This window comes from Mucilaginibacter straminoryzae (assembly GCF_022953055.1).
GTDB classification, from domain to species: domain Bacteria; phylum Bacteroidota; class Bacteroidia; order Sphingobacteriales; family Sphingobacteriaceae; genus Mucilaginibacter; species Mucilaginibacter straminoryzae.
The window spans coordinates 163,817-185,725 of sequence record NZ_JALJEJ010000008.1; the positions used below are offsets into that span (position 1 = coordinate 163,817).

Genomic DNA, 21,909 nt, shown 5'->3' on the forward strand with positions numbered 1-21,909 from the left:
CACTAAAAATCAATCTTTAAATTCATCACCGAAGGGTTTTTAATCACCTCATCCATATTGGTAACCAAAGTAACAGTTTTACGGTCGGCAGATAATATCGCTCTTTTGTTATCCAGCGTTTTAACCGGTTTCGCAAAACTCAACACAAGTTTGTAGGGCATATCAATCAGCAAAGCCTTGGCCATTACCAACGTCGACTGTGTTTTCTTTACAAAGTTATTGAATTTGGTTTTATCGATAATCCGGTAGAATTTGTGCGGCGTGATTTCGTAAATATAGTAGTCCTGCCCGGCGATCAACTGCGAGGCATCAAAGCCTTTTAATGGAGGTTTCGGTCCTTTGGCCAAAGTGGGCAATGATGTGGTATTGGCTACTTTTGAAATATGCTGTAGATAATATTCCAGGTCTGCCGGGCTGGTAGCCAAATGATCGATGCTTACCTTCATCAAGTTCTGCCGCAGGTTCATTTTCACGTTCAAATCGCTACTCTGCGCCAACTTCATTTCATCGGCGCTTAGCTTACTTTGAATGGTGTCCGGTAAGGCACTGTAAAAATTCAGCGAAGTATCTTTAGCCATGGCAAACTGCGGTGTAGCAGCCACCGAATCAGACATCAGGTTCATCAGAACAGCTACCGCCTGGCTCATGTCAAAATTATAGCTGACGTTGCACGAACCATCAGCCTTAAAGCTATACCGCTCCTCAATATCCACGCACGAGCTTACGCACAAGGCAAGGAGAAACAAGGCCAGAAGGTAAACTTTTTTCATGAGCTGAAATTCAAGTAATTATAAGCAATAATATTAACATTTAAAAGACAGAAAACGTTAAATCTACACACTGCTTATGCGTATATTTGCCGATTGAAAATGGCAGTACAAATTCCGGAAGACGGCACATTGCTCCCCTTAATGGAGGAGTTCTATACCATACAGGGCGAAGGTTATAATACAGGTAAAGCGGCTTATTTTATCAGGCTGGGTGGTTGCGATGTAGGCTGCCATTGGTGCGATGTAAAAGAAAGCTGGGATGCCGAACTCCATCCCCTTACCCCTGCCGATGTTATTGTAGAACACGCTTCGCGGTACCCGGCAAAAACAGTTGTTATCACGGGTGGTGAGCCACTAATTTACAATTTAGATTACCTGACCGGGCAATTGCAAAACGCGGGCATCCGTACCTTTATAGAAACATCCGGCGCTTACCCGCTTTCAGGACATTGGGACTGGATTTGCCTGTCGCCGAAGAAATTCAAAGCCCCGCAACCAGTAATTGCCCAGGCTGCACACGAGCTAAAGGTGATCGTTTTCAATAAATCTGATTTTGCCTGGGGCGAACAATATGCCGAGATGGTTTCGCCGGGATGTAAATTATATTTCCAACCAGAATGGTCTAAGGCTAAAGAAGTTACCCCGCTGGTTATTGATTATGTAATGAATAATCCCAAATGGGAGATCTCTTTACAAACCCATAAATATTTGAATATTCCTTAAAAGGCGTAAATTAGTCAGGTACTTGGACACTCCCTCCTGATGAGAAGAATCCTGATTTTAATCTTACTTGCCTTTCCATTAGTGATTTTTGCGCAGCAAAGGCCGCTATCTACACGTAACGAAGCCGCACTAAAACAGTTCGCCTACGCCAACTCGGCCATAGATGTCCGTAAATATGATGAGGCAATTAAGCTATTAACTACAGCAATAGCAGCTGAGGAACGTTTTATCGAAGCCCATGTTTTATTGGGCGATCTGTACCGTGTGAAACACCAGTACCGCGAAAGCGCCGACAGCTATTTGAAAGCGATAAACATCAACCCTGAATATAACCAGTCTGTTTATTACAAACTAAGCGAAATGGAGATTGGTGCAGGACGGTACAAGGATGCACAAATGCACCTGGTAAAATACCTGGCCTACCCATACCTACAAGATAAAGACCGTTTCTACGCAAAAAAAATGGTTGCCGATTGCGATTTTTCTTTAAAAGCTATGCAAAAACCGGTGCCGTTCAAACCCGTTGCACTTGGGCCGGAAATTAATACAACCGACGATGAATACCTGCCGGTTGCTACCGCCGATGAAAGCATGCTGATCTTCACGCGGAAGATTAATAACAACGAAGATTTTTATCGCAGTTTAAAGAAAGCAGGTAAGTGGCAAAAAGCCGAATACCTGAGCCAGCAGATCAATACGCCGCAGTATAACGAAGGCGCACAATCCATATCCCAGGATGGGAAATACTTATTTTTCACAGGTTGCAACCGTCCGGATGGCTTAGGTCGTTGCGATATTTACATCAGCCAGAAAAAAGGCGAAGACTGGTCGAAACCTTTTGATCTGAGTCCGCCGGTAAACAGCGCCGCCTGGGAATCCCAGCCTTCCATCAGTGCAGATGGGAAAACACTTTACTTTGTAAGCAACCGCAGAGGTGGCTATGGCGGTTACGATATTTGGAAGTCTACCCTCTCTGCCCAGGGCTGGAGCGAGCCGCAAAACCTTGGCCCTAATATCAATACGGCTTTTGATGAGCAGTCGCCATTCATTCACCCCGATGACAGCACGCTTTATTTTGCATCAAACGGCTGGCCGGGCATGGGCAATAAAGATTTATTTATCAGCAGGTTGTCCCCTAAAGGCGTCTGGTCTAAACCGGAGAACCTTGGCTACCCGATTAACTCCGGTGGGGATGAGAATGGTTTAACGATCACTGCAAATGGCAGCTTTGCTTTTTTTGCCTCTAACAACCTTAATCCCGGCCGCAGCGATTTCGACATCTATATGTTTGAATTACCCGCTGCCATTAAGCCGCATTCGGTTACATATGTAAAAGGAACGGTAACAGATGCTCTTACTAAAAAACCGATCGAAAGCCTGGTAGAGATCATTGATCTTGATAATAACCAAAGCGTGTATAAAGATGCCAGTTCTCCCCTACAAGGCGACTTCCTGGCGACTCTTACAAGCGGTAAAAATTATGGTTTAAATATCTCAAGACCGGGTTACTTATTCTATTCGGATAACTTCTCGCTACAGGGACATACGCCAAAAGAACCCTTTGTGATTAACGTCGCGCTTTCGCCGATAGAAATTGGCAAAAAAGTGGTACTGAAGAATATCTTCTTCGATACCAATCAATACGATCTGAAACCGCAATCAAAGGCAGAGCTTCAGAAGATCATCGAGTTTTTAAATGCCAATCCCACTGTCCGCGTAGAAATATCGGGCCATACGGACGACGTTGGTAAAGACCAGATCAATCAAACGCTTTCAGAAAACCGGGCAAAAGCAGTCTACAGTTACTTAACAGCTAACGGAATTGGCGGTGGCAGGCTGGTTTACAAAGGTTATGGAAAAACATTACCGATGGTTCCCAACAGCAACGAAGAAAACCGTGCCCGCAACAGAAGAACAGAGTTTAAGATTATCGGGAAGTAGTGTTGAATTAGCAGCTACTTTTCTGATTTTTATCTTTAAAAGAATTTGGTTCCAAACAAAAAACAAGACTGCAAATTTCTTGTGTCTTGTTTCTCATTTCTTGTCTCTCACTTCTATAATAATTTAGAACGGTGGCTCATCGTCCATTTCATCCATTCTCGACGGGCGGATAATAAAGTTATTCGGCTTATCAAAATCTTGTGATGGAGCAAGGCCGGCAGAAGCTGCACCCATCGGGCTAAAGCCGTCTATGTTCTGTTCAAGGTCGGTAAATTTCACGTATTTACCTACGAATTTCAAGCGCACGCGGCCAGTTTCACCGTTACGGTGTTTAGCCACAATTACCTCACCTACGCCCTGAGTCGGGTTATTATCTTCGTCGAACTCCAGTCCGTAATATTCCGGACGGTATAGGAACAATACCATATCCGCATCCTGCTCAATTGAACCGGATTCACGTAAGTCGGACAACATCGGGCGTTTAGATCCACCAGGACGATTTTCTACCGCACGGCTCAACTGCGATAGCGCAATAACCGGTACACTTAATTCCTTAGCAACGGTTTTTAACGCACGGGAAATACTACCGATCTCCTGCTCGCGGTTGCCGCCCTTACCATCGCTTTTACCATGCATCAACTGTAAGTAGTCAATGATGATCATCTGGATGTCGTATTGCGATTTCAAACGACGGCATTTGGCGCGGAACTCAAAAATATTCAACGAAGGCGTATCGTCAATAATCAGCGGGGCTTGTTCTAACCGGCCGATCTTAGAGTGGATTTGCTGCCACTCCCATTCTTCGAGCTGGCCTTTGCGGATCTTCTCCTGCTCTATCTGCGTTTCGCCCGAGATCAAACGATTTACCAACTGAACAGAGGACATCTCAAGCGAGAACACCACTACCGGTTTGTTAAAATCAACAGCAGCGTTACGGGCGCAACTTAGTACGAAGGCCGTTTTACCCATCGCAGGGCGGGCAGCGATAATCACCAGGTCTGATTTCTGCCAGCCGGACGTCATACGGTCAAGCTCGGTAAAGCCAGACGGCACCCCAGTCAAGCCGTCCTTCTTATCTTTCAACGCCTCTATCTCACGTAGTGACTCGTGCAAGATATCGTCCATCTTCCGCGAATCGCGACGAAGGTTATTCTGGGCGATGTCAAAAAGGTTCTTTTCCGCTTTGTCTAACAGATCCAGAACGTCTGTTGTATCCTCATAAGCACTATTAATAATATCAGAAGAGATACGGATCAGTTCGCGCTGGATATACTTTTGAATAATGATCCTGGAGTGATATTCAATATTTGCCGCTGAGGCAACACGATTGGTTAGCTCGGTAATGTAATAAGCGCCACCCACCATTTCCAATTCGCCCTGCTGGCGCAGTTGCGCGGTAACAGTCAAGATATCTACCGGAGACGTTCTTTCAAATAATAAACGAATAGCCTGAAATATCCGCTGGTGCGCTTCTACATAAAACACCTCCGGCTTCAAAACGTCGATAACGGCAGAAAGCGCATCTTTTTCCAGCATCAGTGCACCAAGCACAGCCTCTTCAAGGTCGCGTGCCTGCGGAGGCAATTTTCCAAGCGGGCTGCCGGGAACATTTATTCCTCTGATACGTCTGTCAGCGCCGGTATTATAACGTCCGGATGGGTTTTCGTTCTCAATAATCATTCTCTCTCAGGGTACTTTTAACAGCGCTAAAATAGCAAGCCGGGTGTCAAAGTTAACCATATTTCCCGGCCGATTTATTAGCCAATAATACACAAGTTGTGTTAGTATCTTTTGTCGACACCATAAGTGGCTGAAATGTAAACCACTGACCGCACTGACATAAACTTTCGCTTATTTTTAGAAAAAATACTGGCATGACAAATGCTAATCTCAAGGCTACTTTAATAAATATACCTACTTTTGCCGATTAATATTCTTAAAAGCATGTCCTTCAATCAGTCACCCAGGCGCGAAAGTAATCAGATGGTATTTGGTATCCGTGCAGTAATGGAAGCTATACGTTCTGGTAAAGAAATAGAAGCAGTTTATGTGCAACGCGGTTTGGGCGGCGGGCTGTATTTAGAATTAAAGAAATTGCTGGCAGAGCGACAGATCACCCCTCAGCAAGTCCCTATTGAGAAACTTAACCGGATCACGGTTAAAAATCACCAGGGTGTTATCGGTGTTATCTCTCAGATTGTTTATCAAAAGATTGACGACCTGATCCCGATCATCTTCGAAGAAGGACGTGTTCCCCTAATCCTGGTGTTGGATGGCGTAACCGATGTACGTAATATGGGTGCGATTGCACGTACAGCTGAATGTGCAGGCGTAGACGCCATTATCATCCCGGCTAAAGGTTCGGCACAGATAACGCCGGATGCTATTAAAACCTCTGCCGGGGCATTATATAAAATCCCGGTTTGCAGACATGAAAACTTCGTGCAGATTGTAAAATTTCTACAGGATTCTGGTCTGCAATTAGTCTGCTGCACCGAGAAAACGGAGAACAGCATTTACGATGTGGACTATACCGTTCCCACGGCAATTATCATGGGGTCTGAAGAAAGCGGTATCAGGCCTGAACTGATCCGTGTATCAGAACACCTGGCTAAGATCCCGATGTTCGGCGAGATAGAATCCCTTAACGTTTCTGTGTCTTCGGCAGTAATTATTTACGAAGCGATAAGACAGCGGAACCGCCCGCTCTAAATCTCTTCCTGAAAGGGAGACTTTTTAAAATTCATATGCACCCCGGGCCAAAGCCCTCCCTTTCGGGGAGGGTTGGGAGGGGCTAATCTCCTTAGATATATTTCGTGCCGAACTTCTGTTTAACGTCCGCAACTACTTGTTTTACATTTTGTTCCTGATCGCGCGGGCAGATCAGCAGAGTATTGTTAGATTCTACTACAATATAATCGTGTAAGCCCTGTAATACCACTAACTTTTCGCCCGGAACATTTACCATACAGTTAGATGAATCATACATGATCACCTTTTCTGCAGGGATAACAGCGTTGCCTACATAATCCTTTTCAGACAGCTGGTAAACAGAAGCCCAGGTACCCAAGTCCGACCAGCCAAATTCAGAAGGCAGCACGTATACGTTTTCTGCTTTCTCCATAATGCCGTAATCGATAGAGATATTCACGCAGCGCTGATAGGCAGTACCTACGTAACTACGTTCATTTTCGCCATTATACACTGTGCGGGCATCAGCAAAAATATCATGCATGTCCGGCAAATGCTTACCGAAAGATTCCACAATAGCTTTTGCAGACCATACAAAAATACCGGCATTCCAAAGGAAATCGCCACTTTGGATAAAGGTTTTAGCAATATCAAGCGTAGGCTTTTCGGTAAAGGTTTTCACCTTATGGAAGTCGTTATTTAATCTTTGATCAGTATACTGGATATAACCATAGCCGGTATCCGGGCGAGAAGGCTTAATTCCCAGGGTAATCAGGCAGTTATTCTCTTCAGCTGTTTTCATTGACTTGTTGATGCTTTCTACAAAAGCATTCTCATCAAGGATCAAATGGTCTGAAGGCGCCACTACGATAATAGCATCAGGGTTAAGGCTTTCTATTTTGTAACAGCCGTAAGCCACGCAAGGCGCGGTGTTACGCATTACCGGTTCGGTTAAAACCTGTTCGTCAGCAATTCCTGGTAGCTGGGTCTTCACCAGGTCGAGGTAGCTCTCATTGGTAACAATGAAAATATTTTCGGCCGGGCATATTTTCAAAAAACGATCATACGTGTTCTGTATCAATGTTTTCCCGGTGCCTAAAATGTCAATAAACTGTTTTGGGTGTGAGGTTCGGCTGATCGGCCAAAAACGGCTGCCAATACCGCCAGCCATAATAATGGCGTAATAGTTTTTGTTCATGAGTGGTTTATCCTAAGCGCAAAAATAAAATAGTATTATGAATTGCAAATTATTTCTCGACACATAAAATAAATATAGATAATTCTACGTATCTTAACTGTACTTTTTGCATCTACTATAACCTCTAAAATATCAAATTGTTCGCGGTAGTATCATTATATTGCCATTTATGCACATTTTAAAGGGGATGCTAGCTATTTTTGTTAATTTGTCCGATTGAAAGAAATTGATAGAACAACACCAAAATGATTGAAACAAAAAAATCACTTTTTGATAACCTGCAGAATTTTTTCGGCTTCGATAACTTCAAGGGTGAGCAGGAAGCGATTATAACAAACATATTGGCTGGGAATGATACTTTTGTTATTATGCCTACAGGCGGCGGCAAATCTATGTGCTACCAACTGCCGGCCCTGATGAGTGACGGGACAGCCATTGTGATTTCACCTCTTATCGCCTTAATGAAAAACCAGGTAGACCAACTGAGAGCCTTCGGCGGGTCTGACAGCATTGCACACTTCCTGAACTCATCCCTTACCAAATCCGAAATCGGAAGGGTGAAAGAGGATGTTTTAAGCGGTAAAACAAAGTTACTTTATGTAGCGCCCGAGTCTTTAACCAAGCAGGAAAATATAGATTTTTTGCGCTTGAACCATGTGTCTTTTGTAGCCGTGGATGAAGCCCACTGTATCTCTGAATGGGGGCACGATTTCCGCCCCGAGTATCGTAAGATCAGGCAGGTGATCAGTAATATCGGTGAGAATATTCCGATCATCGCCCTTACAGCTACTGCAACACCAAAGGTTCAGCATGATATCCAGAAGAACCTGCAAATGAGCAATGCAACGGTTTACAAATCATCATTTAATCGTTCTAACTTGTTCTATGAGGTGCGTGCGAAACGGAACGTACTGAAAGAGATCATCAAATTTGTAAAACAAAACCCCGGTAAATCCGGAATTATATATTGTTTAAGCCGTAAAAAGGTTGAAGAAGTGGCTGAGGCCCTCACCCTTAACGGCGTTAAAGCCCTTCCCTACCACGCCGGTTTGGATGCAAAGGTACGTGCCGATACACAGGACAAGTTCCTGATGGAAGACGTAGAGGTGATTGTAGCAACAATCGCTTTTGGTATGGGTATCGATAAACCAGACGTTCGTTACGTCATTCACCACGACATGCCTAAAAGCATGGAGGGTTATTACCAGGAAACCGGCCGTGCCGGTCGTGATGGTGGCGAAGGTGTCTGTGTGGCTTTCTACTCAGAAAAGGATATCGATAAACTGCAGAAGTTTATGAAGGATAAGCCGGTTTCTGAACGCGAAATCGGCACGCAGATATTGAAAGAAGTGATCGATTATGCCGAATCATCCGTATGCCGTCGTAAACAGATCCTGCATTATTTCGGCGAGAACTTCAATGAAGCGGGCTGTAACAACATGTGCGATAATTGCAGTTCGCACAAAGAGCAGTTCGACGGCGAAGAGCACCTGCACCAGGCCTTAAGCTTAATTAAACAGCTGGGCGAGAAATTCGACGATAACCATATTGTGAATGTGCTGATTGGTGAAGACGATTCGCATGTGCATCACTATGAGCACCACTTGCTCGAAAACTTTGGCGCAGGTAAAACCCAGGGTAAAAACTTGTGGAAATCGCTGCTGCGACAGGCATTACTTGATAACTACATTTCTAAAGACATTGATAATTACGGGTTACTGCACCTGACGGCTAAAGGCAGGGACTTTCTGGAAAATCCGCATAGTATCCGGTTTATCATGAACCGCCCGATGGAAGCAGCGGATGATGAAGATGGTGATGAAGGGCCAAAACAGGGTGGAACCGCGCTGGATACCCAACTGCTGCAAATGCTGAAAGATCTTCGGAAAAAGATTGCCAAGCAGAAGAGTTTGCCGCCATTTGTAGTGTTCCAGGATCCTTCGCTTGAAGAAATGTGTACGCACTACCCTATCACTATAGACGAGCTGAAACAAATCTCTGGTGTAGGTGCTGGTAAGGCCATGAAGTTTGGTGCACCGTTCATCGAACTAATTAAAAAGTATGTAGAGGACAACGATATTGACCGTCCGGTTGATATGGTGATCAAAAGCGCGGCAAACAAGTCTGCGCTGAAGGTTTATATCATTCAGAATATAGACCGTCACCTGGATCTGGAAGATATTGCCAGCTCTAAGGGATTAACCTACGAGGAAATACTTCGCGAGGTAGAATCTATTGTTAACTCTGGTACAAAATTAAATCTGAACTACTACATCAACGAAGTAATTGATGAAGACCGCCAGGAAGAAGTATTTGATTACTTCCGTTCTGCCGAGGTAGATTCTATTGATAACGCCATGGCAGAATTAGGCTCCGACGATTATACCCGCGAAGAAGTTCAGTTAATGCGTATTAAATTCATGAGCGAGTTAGGAAACTAAAACTTGCTTCTCCCCTTATACTGAAGGCCCTTTATGGGCCTTTTTCGTTTACTTCACTATGGTATTTCGATTAAAAATACCAGCCCACCAATACGCCGATAATGATAATAATGGGTGTTTTTATTTTGGTGAACTTCAATAACAGGAACGTGGCCAGCATTATGCCATAGAACAACCAATTAAAGCCGAATGGCTTTACAAGCAGGATAAAAGCAGTGATCATGAAGCCAACCGAAACGGCGTTGATTCCACTGAGCGAATTTTTAATTCGGGTGATCTTCTTCAGATCTTCCCAAAAAGGAACAATAAACAAAATAAGGATCAGCCCGGGCAAATTAATACCAATAAGCGCCACTAACGCGCCCAACACCTGCCCCCCAATCCCATAACCGTTATTCGCAAACGTCATGCTGCCTAGGAAAGAAGTAAAAGCAAAAGTTGGTCCTGGCAACGCTTGCTGAATGGCGTAACCCGTAAGAAACTCCGTTGGGGTTAAATAGTGTTTTAGTTCTACAAACTCTGTATACATCAGCGGAACCAACACTTGTCCGCCACCGAAAATCAGGATACCGTTACGGTAAAAGTTCTCGAACATACGAATGGGCAAACTAAAAGGCGATGTACGGTTGATGATCGCACCCAGTGCGGCAAACATCAGCAGGATACCAATGAAATAAGCAATCTTATTGGGGTTTACATTTGAATAAAGTTTTACCCGCAGTTCATTTTCCTGCGGCTGGGTTTCCAGTGCAGAAGAAATAATGCCGCCCAATAAAACCAGTAAAGGGAAGGCATAAGGCGTTTGCAGGATCAGCGTGGCGATAACGGAACCAACGGCCAGCATCACGCTGACGCGGCTTTTTAAGAACCGTTGTGCGAATGTAAAAGCAGCGTAAGCCACTATACCTACCGCGATAGGCTGTATAAAACGTATCACCTCTTTAAAGTGTGCTCCTTTTGCAAACAATGAAAAGAAGATCCCAGCAAGGCACATTACCGCGGCTGAGGGCAATATCCAGATCAGGAATGTTGCAATAGCAAGCGGTAGGCCCCCTACCTTCCAGGCGACGCCTACCAGCGTCTGCGTAGAGGATGGCCCCGGCAACACCTGGGTAAGTGCATTTAATTCCAACAACTCATTTTCGGTAATGTAGTTGCGCTTTTCTACAAACTCGCGCAGTAGCACGGCAATGTGTGCCTGCGGACCGCCGAAAGCTGTAAAAGTGTAAAGCGCAGCTTCACGAAGAAAAATAAGATGTCGTTTCCTGAACAAGGTAAATCAATTAATAATCGTCGTCGTCATCCTCGTCGAAGCCTGTAGCCTGACGGTATGCGCCCTGTAATTCGTTAAACGCGTGATTATCCCTTGCAGTACGTGCAACCTGCATTCCTTTTTCATAAGTGGTAACAGCATCAGGTTGCCTGCCTAATTGCTCGTATAATTTACCCAGGTGGTAGTAGGTTCCAACATAGTTTGGATGCTTATCTACCAGGCCCTCGTAGTAGCTCAGCGCCTTGTCCGTGTCCCCCAACCGAAGGAATTCTGTAGCCAGTGCGTACTGCAAAAATTCGTCGTTCGGTTCATTCTTTATAAACTCCAGAAGCTTCTCTAATCGGCCTGACTGCATATTAAACTCTTCCTTTTTTAATTACCTTTGCTAAAACCTATTTATGAATAAACCGTCATGATTATAATTACTCATGACAGCTTCATCACCATTTAAAACCAAATTATACTGATGAAAATCTTAGTATGTATTAGTAACGTACCAGATACCACGACAAAAATAACTTTTACCGCTAATAACACGCAATTTAATCCCGCAGGTGTGCAGTTTATCATTAATCCTTACGATGAAATTGCACTGGCCCGCGCCATTGAACTTACCGACGGTGGAAACGGTAGCGTGACCGTGATTCACGTTGGTGAAGCCGCCAACGAACCTACTATCCGTAAAGCTTTAGCTATCGGCGCTACAGACGCTGTGCGCGTGAATGCACCCGCCCATGATGCTTATTTTGTTGCTGTTCAAATTGCGGCATACGCTCGCGAAAATCAGTTCGACCTGATCCTGACCGGCCGGGAATCCATCGATTATAACGGCAGTAAAGTGGCGGCTATGGTAGGCGAATTGCTGGACATACCTTCGGTTTCTATTATAAAAAAGCTGGATGTTGACGGCAATAGTGCTACCGTTGAACGTGAAATAGAAGGCGGAAAAGAGCTGCTAACCATTCCTTTTCCTTTTGTAGCGGGTACCACAGAGGGCGTTGCCGAACCAAAGATCCCCAACATGCGTGGGATTATGTCTGCCAGAACCAAACCGTTGACAGTGGTAGAACCGGTAACTGTACAAAACAACAGCGAAGTGCTGAGCTATGAAACGCCTGCCCCGCGCGGCCAGGTTAAAATGGTTGCTGCCGATGACGCCGCAAAACTTATCTACCTGCTGCATACCGAAGCAAAAGTTATCTAACTAATTTCATCACCATTATCAGAACCAATTATGCCTGTTTTAGTATATGCAGAAAACACGGAGGGTAAATTCAAAAAGTCTGTTTTTGAAGCTGTTTCCTATGCCCGTGCCATTGCAGATCAAAATAACACTTCCCTTACCGCAATATCAATCGGCAACGTAGATGCCGGTATTTTAAATGAACTGGCCAAATACGGCGCTGACAAGATACTGAACGTTGCTAACGACCAATTGAAGAATTTCGTTAACCAGGCTTATGCATCTGTTATTGCATCTGCTGCAAAAAGCGAAGGCTCGGACGTAGTCGTTATTTCCAACTCGTTTTCGGGGCGGGGCCTTGCTCCTCGCGTTGCAGTAAAGCTGGAAGCCGGACTGGCAGATGGCACTGTTGCTTTGCCGGAGCAGAACAACGGAAAATTTACCGTTAAAAAGACTGCCTTCTCAGGTAAAGCGTTTGCCACGATCGAACTAACTTCGGCTAATAAAATAATCACCCTTACGCCTAACTCGTATCAGGTTACAGAAAAGCCTACCGGTGCAACTGCACAAGATTTTTCTGTTGAACCAAAAGAATCTGATTTCAGAGCAGTTTTAAAGGAAATTGCAAAAGCAGCAGGAAAAATCTCACTACCGGATGCAGAGATCGTTGTATCGGGCGGACGCGGTTTAAAGGGGCCTGAAAACTGGCATCTGGTAGAAGACCTTGCTACAGAATTAGGCGCAGCTACAGCCTGTTCAAAGCCGGTATCAGATGCGGGGTGGCGCCCTCATGAAGAGCACGTTGGACAAACCGGCATCGCTGTCAGTCCAAATTTGTATATTGCGATTGGAATTTCAGGGGCAATACAGCACCTGGCAGGTATCAGTTCTTCAAAAGTTATTGTTGTGATCAACAAAGATGCAGAAGCGCCGTTTTTTAAGGTAGCAGACTACGGAATTGTAGGCGATGCGTTTGATGTGGTACCAAAATTGATTGAAGCTGTGAAAGCCTTTAAGGCATCGGTATAAAAAGGAAAATGGATATTCTTTGTGATGGGGAATAATATGAAAAAAATAAAGCTGGACATAGTTGGCCTTTCTTACAGCCAAACACAGTCTGGCGCATATGCCCTTGTTTTGGGCGAAGTAAGCGGACGCAGAAGATTGCCGATCATCATCGGTAGCTTTGAGGCACAGGCCATAGCCATAGAAATTGAAAAGATGACACCGAGCCGCCCGCTTACACACGATCTTTTTAAAAGCTTTGCCCAGGCATTCAATATCGGCATACAGGAGATTATCATTTATAACTTGGTTGATGGCATTTTCTATTCTAAGCTGATCTGCTCAGATGGTAAAAAGACATTAGAAATAGATGCCCGTACTTCAGACGCAATTGCAATGGCTGTACGTTTTGATTGTCCGATTTTTACTTATGAATTCATCCTTTCTACAGCGGGTATTGTAATAGAGGGCAATGATTTTGTATACCTGGAAAACCTGAACGAACCTGCCGAAGAAAAAGCTACGCCGACATCCACAGCGGCTGGCTATACTGCTTTAAGTGACGATGAACTTAAGACCAAATTGCAGGAAGCCCTTAATGAAGAAGCTTACGAAAAGGCAGCAAAGATCCGTGACGAACTGAATAAAAGAAAAGCATCATAGCTTGGATTTGCAGAGGCGCAATATTTTGCGTCTCATTTTATTCTCCTTTTTTAATCTGTTATCTCCGGCATTTAATATCATACTGCGATTTTTTCGGAGACGCAAAGTGTTGCGTCTCTACAATATCACGTTTTTCCTGAACAGCCTCTTTACCATTTCATAATATTTGGCTACTTTTCATCCTTAATTAACTAATAACTATAATAAGATAAAACCTGTACATATGAATATTAAGTTTCGCTTAATACTGATGAACTTTATGCAGTTTTTTATTTGGGGGTCGTGGCTGCTAACCATCGGTGCGTACTGGTTCCAGAACAAACATTGGTCTGGTGCGCAGTTCGGGGCGATATTTTCTACCATGGGCATTTCTGCGATTTTTATGCCCGCTTTAACTGGTATAATTGCAGACCGCTTTGTTAATGCAGAAAAACTGTATGGCGTGATGCATATCCTGAATGCTATCGCATTGTTTACGCTACCAATGGTAAATAACCCGGTTACCTTCTTTTGGGTAATTCTGATTAACATGTTTTTCTACATGCCGACGCTTTCCCTTTCTATCACTGTTGCCTATTCGGCACTTAAGGGACAAGGCATTGATGTCGTAAAAGCTTATCCGCCTATCCGTACTTGGGGCACAGTTGGTTTTATAGTCGCCCTGTGGACCGTCAGCCTTACGCATAACGAAACTTCTTCAAACCAGTTCTATATCGCCTCTGCTGTTGCGCTGGCGCTTGGTCTTTACGCATTTACTTTACCTAAATGTCCGCCGATGCTGCACGTTCGCGAGGGTAAATCTTTTGTTGACCTGTTGGGGTTGAATGCCTTCCGTCTGTTTAAATCACAGCGCTTCGCTATATTTTTTATCTTTTCTATGCTGCTCGGTGCAGCCTTACAGCTTACAAATGCTTACGGCGATACTTTCATCCATGATTTTGACAAGATACCGGCTTACCAAAATACCATCGCGGTAAAATACCCGGCTATCATCATGTCCATTTCGCAGATATCTGAAACCTTGTTCATCCTGGCCATTCCGTTCTTCCTGCGCAAATTTGGTATCAAATATGTAATGCTTTTCAGCATGCTGGCCTGGGTGTTGCGTTTCGGTTTATTTGCTTTTGGTAACCCGGCAGATGGTTTATGGATGATTGTGCTTTCCTGCATTGTGTACGGCATGGCTTTCGACTTCTTCAACATTTCCGGATCGTTATTCGTGGAAACTCAGGCTACGCCAGAGATCAGGGCCAGCGCGCAGGGTTTGTTCATGATGATGGTAAACGGCTTTGGCGCTTTGTTCGGCAGTACCGTAAGCGGACTGATCATTGATAAGTTTTTCACGAATACCAACCAGGCAAAAGACTGGCACGGCATCTGGCTTACCTTTGCTGCTTATGCTTTGGTGATTGCCGTGATCTTCCCGTTTGTATTCAGGTACAAGCACAACGCAGCCTTAAAACACGCTATTGAACATATATAATTATTGAAGCAAAATCGCGCAGTTTTGTTATTTTTAAGGGCAGCTTTGGCTGCCCTTACTACTGTTTATATAATCACTAACAGCACCTTTACCATCTGATGAAAAAGCACTACCGCCACGAAAATGACTGTTTGAATTGCGGTACGATACTCGAAGGCAAGTTTTGCCACCACTGCGGGCAGGAAAACCTGCAGATTAAAGAAAACTTTGGTCACCTGATGAACCACGCCATCAGCGATTATTTCCATTTCGACCACCAGTTTTTCCACACACTAAAACCGCTTTTATTTAAACCTGGCAAGCTTACCAACGAGTATATGGCCGGCAGGCGGGTACAATATCTGCATCCTATCAAGATGTACATCTTCATCAGCCTGGTGTTCTTTGTCTTGTTTTTCAAAAAGAACGCTCATGAGGGCGAAAAAACAGAGGTGAAACACAAAAAAGTAACCAAAGAACAGATTGATAGTGCGAAACGTGTAATTGAGAACGCCCCCATATTAGGCAGCGCCACCAAGGAAATTATTACCAAAAGGCTTGATGAAGGTGAACGCCGGGATAGTATAAAAAAAGCGAAACATAAAAACAACATAGAAGATGAAGACGTTGACGATGGGTTTGTAAAAGCAGATTTTTCAGACGTCGTCGAAACAGATAAGTATCCGAACTATGAAGCCTACCTTGCTGCCCAAAAGAAACTGCCGGAAAACAAGCAGGACGGTTTTATTAAGAACCTGATAGTTAGGAAGAAATTTGATTACAAGAAAAAGGGAGGCGACCCGAAAGAGGCTATCGAGGAAGAGGTAAAGCACAATGTGCCCAAAATGATGTTTCTTTTGCTGCCTATTTTCGCACTGATTTTAAGTATCGCTTTTAGAAAGAACCGGAAGTATTATGTAGAGCACCTGATCTTTTCCTTCCATCTGCATTGCTTCGTGTTTTTGTTCCTATCGGTATCTATGTTGCTACAATGGATAATTCCAGGCAAAGCTTTCCATGACCTGTTAGATCTGGCGGTGATGATCTGCCTGGTAATCTATGTTTATAAAGCGCTAAGGGCGGTATACCATCGCGGACGCGGAAGAACGATCAGCAAAATGTTCGGTATGTCATTTATGTACCTGATGGTTTTTGGTATTTGCTACAGCTTTGTCTATTTTATTTCTGCGCTTACTGCAGCATAAGAAAAGAAGGCGGGGCATTGACTAATTTTCGATGCCCAGCCTGCTATAAAAATTAAGGTTTCAGTACCACCTTCACGCAATCGTCTTCTTTATTCTTGAAAATATTATAAGCATGGGCTGCTTCGCTTAACGGCAGCGAATGTGATATAATATCATTCAGCACCACCTTCTCCTGTTTAACCAGGTCTATCAGGTGGTCTATGTAATTTAATACCGGTGCCTGCCCCTGCTTAATGGTAATGCCTTTATCAAACATCCGGTGTACCGGGAAGTTATCATAAGGTGTGCCATAAACTCCAACCACACTCACTGTTCCACCCCTGCGAACGGCCTTAAAGCACATTTCCATTACTTTTATACTGCCCTTTTCGAAATTAAGGGTAGCCTTAACCTTATCCAGGATATTACGCTCGGCTTCGAACCCTACTGCATCTACGCAGACATCTGCGCCGCGGCCGCCCGTCATGGACCGTATGGCTTCCACTACATCCACATCGTGCGGGTTCAATGTTTCCACTTTATTTGCCTCGCGTGCCTTATTTAATCGGTAGTTGAGCGGATCTATCGCAATTACACGGCTTGCACCATTTATCCAGGCAGCTTTTTGCGCCATTAACCCTACCGGCCCCGAACCAAAAATAGCTACCACTTCACCGCCTTTAAGCTGCGCCCAGTCGATGGCAGACCACCCAGTAGGAAAAATATCCGTAAGGAACAGCACCTGCTCGTCAGTCATGTTATCGGGTACAATACGCGGACTGATATCCGCATAAGGTACACGGACATACTCTGCCTGGCCGCCGCTATAACCGCCATACAGATCTGTGTATCCGTATAATGCGCCACCCTTTTGGTCTAACAAATCGCCATTAGGGCCGTAATGTTCATGATTAGAATTTTCGCAATGCGGCGAAGCGCCATGCGTACAGAAAAAGCAATGGCCACAAGAGATAGGAAAAGGCACCACTACCCTGTCGCCGCGTTTCAGACGTTTAACGGAAGGACCAACCTCTTCAACAATCCCCATAAACTCGTGGCCCATGATCAAGTCTTTAGCCTGCGGAATGCCCCCGTCAAGAATATGTAAATCGGATCCGCATATCGCGGTAGAAGTTACTTTTAAAATCACGTCGCCCGCTTCCTCTATCCGCGGATCATCGACGGTATCGACACTGATATCGCCGGGTTTGTGAAATACTGCTGCTTTCATAATTTAAGTTTAAAAATTTAACTTATAAGAAACAGTATTTATAATAGATAGTTTCAATGCGTTGATCACATTATAGCTTCAAGCTATAAGCCGAACAAACGGTAAGCTACCGTGAAATTGAAAAGGTTGATCTTGGTTTTGGCATCGCCATCACCGGTAGGGATTTTGTTTAGGCCGAGTTCATACCTCAAATCGAACGAAATTTGTTTGATATCCAGGCCTGCGCCAAACTGCCAGGCGTAATTTTGATCTTTATACCGAAGATTAACGGCATTGCCAAAGGCAGAAGAATAGTTCTGATCTTTATTAATAGCAAAGGAAACCAAGGGGCCGGTATTAAACCTGGCACCAACCCCTAATGCGCCAACACGGGTACCTATAAGCAACGGGAGATCCAGACTGCTGAAACTCGCTTTATTTTCGGCACTGGTATTATCGGCACGTACCGTAACGTTCTTGGTGGTATAGTATAATTCGGGCTGAAAATGCAGACCTGCGCCACCTACCCTTGCCCACAAACCGCCTATAAAACCGGCGCGGTTATCGCCGCTTAAATTTCCAAAAGTTGAACTGGTGTTGATGCTGGTTAAATTAACCCCGCCTTTTACACCAAACTGAAAAGTTGGTAATAGCTGGGCATTAACCTGTCCACAGATGATAGTCAGCAATATTGTTGCGAAAAGATAGATTTTTCTCATAGGTTTCAATCTTAAAACTTAACGTTTTAAAATACGATAAGTTTTTAAACCAGAAAACCCTAAAAAAGAGCTTTCTGGTTTTACAATATTACAACTTAGGGCTAGTTATAACGTCAATTTCCCCTGGTAATAATCCAGGATCTTAGCACGAATAAAATAATCGTAGCGCGCACTGATGAGATTTAATTTCGCACGGTCCATGTTACCCTTTATCACAATAAATTCTACAGAATTCAAAACGCCCGAATTAAATTTCACCTCGGCTACACGGAAAGATTCGCTGAAGGCATCTACCTGCTCTGTTAAAGTCTGGTAACGCTCATAGGCGCTGGTCATGTTCACGTAAGCTTGCTCTACGTTCTTTCTCAGCAGTACCTTCGTATTCTCGTTGGTCGCCTGCGCTTCCAGCATATTGATCTTTGCCAGCGAAACGTTGTTTCGGTTTCTCCAATAGTTTAAAATTGGGATACTTAGGCCGAGCGTAAAATTCGTATTGTAGTTATTACGCAATTGCGAACCATAGTTGGTGTTGCCCGTGCTGGAATAGTTGGTACCCCATCCGCCACCTAATGCGAGTGTTGGATATAGCGCGCCGCGGGCAGCGGATACCGCTTTGGCGCTGCTACGATAGCGTAATTCTGCGGCTTTCACTAATGGCAATCCGTTTAATGCCGTCTGATAAACTTGGTCTGCATTCTGCGTATACTGCCCGGGCAATTGGTCAGCCGGTATCGGTTGAATTTTTGCTTCCCGGTTAAACGGCACGTTCATCAACTGCATCAGGTTTAATTTAGCTGCATACATGGCATTGCGGGCATCTATCAAATTCAGCTGATCGCTTGCCAGTTGCCCGCGAAGATCAGAAAGCTGGGAAGGAGAAATATTCCCGCTCTTATCCAGAATCTTCAATCTGTCTACTTGTTGTTTCGAAACCTCTACCTGGGTAGCGGTTTGGTTTAACAATTCCTGGTTATCCAATACCTGTAAATAGGTAGAAATCACGTTCAGTGTGATATCGTCCTTCGCTTGTTGGTAGGAAAGCTTTCCGGCCTGATAGGATAATGAATACTGCTTAATGGTATTCATCAGATTCATCCCGTTGAATAAAATTAAATTACTATTCAGGTTATACTGAGCGAATTTGATCTGCTGGTTTACATAGTTATAAGTGGTAGGGTCCTGGCTGCGGCCGTTACTAATGGTATGCTGCACGTTACCGTTTACCGTAGGCAGCAGATTTTCGCGAGCCTGGTTCCAGTAAACGCGATCGCGCTCCATGTCAAGCTCGCTTTTACGAACGTCCAGATTGTTTTTTATCGCGATATCAATACATTGCTGCAAGGTGTAAACCGTATCTGTCTGGCTAAAGGCAGGCAGCGTTGTGATAGCTAAAAATAGAACGAAGATATATTTTAAGTAGTTCATCTCTGCGATCAGATATTTTTGATAGACTCTATTTTGCCGTCTAACAGGTTGATGATACGCGACCCATATTCGGCATTCTTTTCATTGTGTGTTACCTGAATGATGGTGACGTTATCCTCCTGGTTCAGTTTGCGGAAAAGCTCCATAATTTCCTCGCCCTGCTTAGAATTCAGGTTACCAGTGGGTTCGTCTGCAAGGATCAGGCGTGGCTTGCTGATCAACGCACGGGCAATACCCACCAATTGCTGCTGACCGCCTGACAATTGAGATGGGAACAGATCTTTCTTCCCGACAATATTAAAACGGTCCAGGATATCGGCTACCAACGCTTTACGTTCCCCTCCCTTAATATTCTGGTAAATCAAAGGAGTTTCGATGTTCTCATAAACCGTAAGCTCGTCTATCAGGTGGTATGCCTGAAATACAAAGCCGATATATTGTTTATACAGCGCGGTGCGTTGCTTCTCTTTCAACAAGTGTACACCTTCGCCCATAAAGTAATGGTAACCTTCTGACGGCTGATCAAGCATACCAATGATATTCAGTAAAGTTGATTTGCCGGAGCCGGACGGCCCCATGATAGAAACGAACTCGCCCTCTTCTACATCAAGATCGATATTATTCAGTACAAAATTCTTACTGCCGCCAACCTGGTAGTATTTAGAAATATTTTTTAGCGTTAACATATGCTTTTTATGAATTATGATTTTGTTTCGGCTATGAACCTGCCACTAAAGTATCAATAACATACCAAATAAATAAAATACTTATAATCAATTAGTTATATAAAATTAGCAAAACTTAACTGTTCGCTTGTGCAACAAAACCGTTCGCTAATGATACACCGCCGATGCCAGTAACCGGATAATAAAAAAGGGCAGTACGGAAACCCGTTACTGCCCTGAAAGAATATGGTATTTTGCTCTTAATTGAAGGATAAGCTTACGCGCCCACTACCGGCGTCAGCCCTAACCAGCGGACCACCGCCATTAACTTTGCCACGCACGGCATCGCGGCTGTGCTCGCCGCTAAAGTTGTTCAATGTTAAATCAGACATCCGGTTACCGCGCAGGTCAAGGTCAAGCCCTTGCTTTGCAGGCAGGGATAAATCGATATGCCCGGCACTTACATCCAGCTTTACATACTTACCTACCTCTTTAAATGCTGCGTGCAGGCTGCCTGCGCTTGTAGACGCATCGAGTGCGCATGACAGGTTAGAAAGATTGATGCTGCCGCCACTGGTACCGGTAATCAGCTCACCGGCAATATTATCCCCATGCACACTACCGCCACTGGTATGCGCGCTAACGGCCCCCTTGAGGTTATTCATGGTAAGCGAACCTCCGGAAGTCTCCAGCCTGATGGTACCTGAGCAATTCTCGGCGGTTACGCTGCCACCGCTGGTTTCCATATCAATATTATTTCGTGAGTCCGCGATCTGGATGCTGCCGCCAGAAGTACGGCCTTTGATATCTCCGGTCAGGTGGTCTGCATGTAAGCTGCCGCCACTGGTAGTAAAGCGCTCAGTACCGGTTAGGTGGTCCAGGTGAATACTGCCGCCGCTGGTGTTTAGGTTGGTGGCTACTTTTTCGGGAACATAAACTTTAAAAGATATACTTAAACCGTTATTTCCCCAGTTGATCATACGCTTATTTTTAGCGGTTGCGTGCAGTTCACCATCATGTGCTTCTACTTCAAGGAAATAACTTTCTTCCAGGCGCTTCTTCACCTCTTCTTTGCTTAACGGCTGGCCGTTATTTCCGTTTACATACACTTCTACCCTGGCTTGTCCGTCTGTTCCACCGCTTACGGTAATGCTTCCGCCGGATGTATTTACAAATACTTCGCGGATGCCTAAACCGCTTAACGTTTTAGTTAAAAAGGGTTCTTGTTTTAATGATTGTGCAGAAACCAGGCAGCTCTGCCCGATCAACGCCGCAACAATAAGGTTTAATTTCATGGTTGTGTATTTTAAAGTGTTATCACATCAGACGCAACTTTTATCCAATAAGTTGCATCCA

Annotated in this window: 19 protein-coding genes; 9 read left to right on the forward strand and 10 right to left on the reverse strand. The window is 44.4% G+C overall.

All coding sequences use genetic code 11. The features are described 5' to 3' along the window. Positions 1–2: 2 nt before the first annotated feature. Positions 3–770 carry a hypothetical protein gene (locus MUY27_RS16060; RefSeq protein ID WP_245131662.1) on the reverse strand — a complete coding sequence of 256 codons (768 nt, stop codon included), beginning with the start codon at positions 768–770 and terminating at the stop codon, positions 3–5. Between the two features lie 99 nt (positions 771–869). Here MUY27_RS16060 and MUY27_RS16065 point away from each other — a divergent pair, with 99 nt between their 5' ends. Both MUY27_RS16065 and MUY27_RS16070 read left to right on the forward strand, forming a co-directional pair. Next, positions 870–1,493: a 7-carboxy-7-deazaguanine synthase QueE gene (locus MUY27_RS16065; protein ID WP_245131664.1), complete on the forward strand. Its 624-nt coding sequence runs from the start codon at positions 870–872 to the stop codon at positions 1,491–1,493. Positions 1,494–1,532: 39 nt separating this feature from the next. After that, positions 1,533–3,434, forward strand: coding sequence for an OmpA family protein (locus tag MUY27_RS16070; protein ID WP_245131666.1), 1,902 nt, complete (start codon positions 1,533–1,535; stop codon positions 3,432–3,434). 123 nt (positions 3,435–3,557) lie between these two features. Here the strand turns inward: MUY27_RS16070 and dnaB are convergent, their stop codons facing one another. After that, entirely contained in the window at positions 3,558–5,114 is a 1,557-nt protein-coding gene (dnaB, locus tag MUY27_RS16075) for a replicative DNA helicase (protein ID WP_245131669.1), read from the reverse strand. Between the two features lie 264 nt (positions 5,115–5,378). Between dnaB and rlmB the strand changes: the two genes are divergently transcribed. Beyond that, the gene (gene rlmB, locus MUY27_RS16080) at positions 5,379–6,146 is read left to right on the forward strand and encodes a 23S rRNA (guanosine(2251)-2'-O)-methyltransferase RlmB (RefSeq protein ID WP_245131671.1); all 768 of its coding nucleotides are present in this window, start codon (positions 5,379–5,381) and stop codon (positions 6,144–6,146) included. A gap of 91 nt (positions 6,147–6,237) precedes the next feature. Here rlmB and MUY27_RS16085 read toward each other — a convergent pair whose 3' ends face one another. Further along, a complete protein-coding gene (locus MUY27_RS16085; RefSeq protein WP_245131673.1) occupies positions 6,238–7,323 on the reverse strand; it encodes a mannose-1-phosphate guanylyltransferase in 1,086 nt (361 codons plus the stop codon). A 248-nt stretch (positions 7,324–7,571) separates the two neighbouring features. Here MUY27_RS16085 and recQ point away from each other — a divergent pair, with 248 nt between their 5' ends. Further along, the gene (gene recQ / locus MUY27_RS16090) at positions 7,572–9,764 is read left to right on the forward strand and encodes a DNA helicase RecQ (RefSeq protein ID WP_245131745.1); all 2,193 of its coding nucleotides are present in this window, start codon (positions 7,572–7,574) and stop codon (positions 9,762–9,764) included. Between the two features lie 70 nt (positions 9,765–9,834). On the opposite strand, the gene chrA is transcribed toward recQ, so the two are convergent. Both chrA and MUY27_RS16100 read right to left on the reverse strand, forming a co-directional pair. Then, entirely contained in the window at positions 9,835–11,037 is a 1,203-nt protein-coding gene (gene chrA, locus MUY27_RS16095; protein ID WP_245131675.1) for a chromate efflux transporter, read from the reverse strand. A 10-nt stretch (positions 11,038–11,047) separates the two neighbouring features. Further along, positions 11,048–11,392 (reverse strand): tetratricopeptide repeat protein, encoded by a 345-nt coding sequence (locus MUY27_RS16100; RefSeq protein ID WP_245131678.1) that lies wholly within the window; start codon positions 11,390–11,392, stop codon positions 11,048–11,050. 111 nt (positions 11,393–11,503) lie between these two features. On the opposite strand from MUY27_RS16100, the gene MUY27_RS16105 reads away from it, so the two are divergent. From MUY27_RS16105 to MUY27_RS16125, 5 genes are all read left to right on the forward strand, one after another. Continuing rightward, the gene (locus MUY27_RS16105; RefSeq protein WP_245131679.1) at positions 11,504–12,241 is read left to right on the forward strand and encodes an electron transfer flavoprotein subunit beta/FixA family protein; all 738 of its coding nucleotides are present in this window, start codon (positions 11,504–11,506) and stop codon (positions 12,239–12,241) included. 30 nt (positions 12,242–12,271) lie between these two features. Then, the gene (locus MUY27_RS16110; RefSeq protein WP_245131682.1) at positions 12,272–13,249 is read left to right on the forward strand and encodes an electron transfer flavoprotein subunit alpha/FixB family protein; all 978 of its coding nucleotides are present in this window, start codon (positions 12,272–12,274) and stop codon (positions 13,247–13,249) included. Positions 13,250–13,285: 36 nt separating this feature from the next. Beyond that, a complete protein-coding gene (locus MUY27_RS16115; RefSeq protein WP_245131684.1) occupies positions 13,286–13,888 on the forward strand; it encodes a bifunctional nuclease family protein in 603 nt (200 codons plus the stop codon). Between the two features lie 223 nt (positions 13,889–14,111). Next, a complete protein-coding gene (locus tag MUY27_RS16120; RefSeq protein ID WP_245131686.1) occupies positions 14,112–15,371 on the forward strand; it encodes a nucleoside permease in 1,260 nt (419 codons plus the stop codon). Between the two features lie 98 nt (positions 15,372–15,469). After that, positions 15,470–16,555 (forward strand): DUF3667 domain-containing protein, encoded by a 1,086-nt coding sequence (locus MUY27_RS16125; protein ID WP_245131688.1) that lies wholly within the window; start codon positions 15,470–15,472, stop codon positions 16,553–16,555. 52 nt (positions 16,556–16,607) lie between these two features. On the opposite strand, the gene MUY27_RS16130 is transcribed toward MUY27_RS16125, so the two are convergent. The 5 genes from MUY27_RS16130 to MUY27_RS16150 all read right to left on the reverse strand — a co-directional run bounded on the left by MUY27_RS16130 (position 16,608) and on the right by MUY27_RS16150 (position 21,848). Next, positions 16,608–17,765, reverse strand: a complete 1,158-nt coding sequence (locus tag MUY27_RS16130; protein WP_245131690.1) for a zinc-dependent alcohol dehydrogenase — start codon at positions 17,763–17,765, stop codon at positions 16,608–16,610. Positions 17,766–17,848: 83 nt separating this feature from the next. Beyond that, the gene (locus MUY27_RS16135) at positions 17,849–18,463 is read right to left on the reverse strand and encodes a porin family protein (RefSeq protein WP_245131692.1); all 615 of its coding nucleotides are present in this window, start codon (positions 18,461–18,463) and stop codon (positions 17,849–17,851) included. Between the two features lie 105 nt (positions 18,464–18,568). After that, complete coding sequence (locus tag MUY27_RS16140; RefSeq protein WP_245131694.1) at positions 18,569–19,888, reverse strand: TolC family protein; 1,320 nt, start codon at positions 19,886–19,888, stop codon at positions 18,569–18,571. An 8-nt stretch (positions 19,889–19,896) separates the two neighbouring features. Continuing rightward, positions 19,897–20,574: an ABC transporter ATP-binding protein gene (locus MUY27_RS16145; RefSeq protein WP_245131696.1), complete on the reverse strand. Its 678-nt coding sequence runs from the start codon at positions 20,572–20,574 to the stop codon at positions 19,897–19,899. 239 nt (positions 20,575–20,813) lie between these two features. Beyond that, complete coding sequence (locus MUY27_RS16150; protein WP_245131698.1) at positions 20,814–21,848, reverse strand: DUF4097 family beta strand repeat-containing protein; 1,035 nt, start codon at positions 21,846–21,848, stop codon at positions 20,814–20,816. Positions 21,849–21,909: the final 61 nt, after the last annotated feature.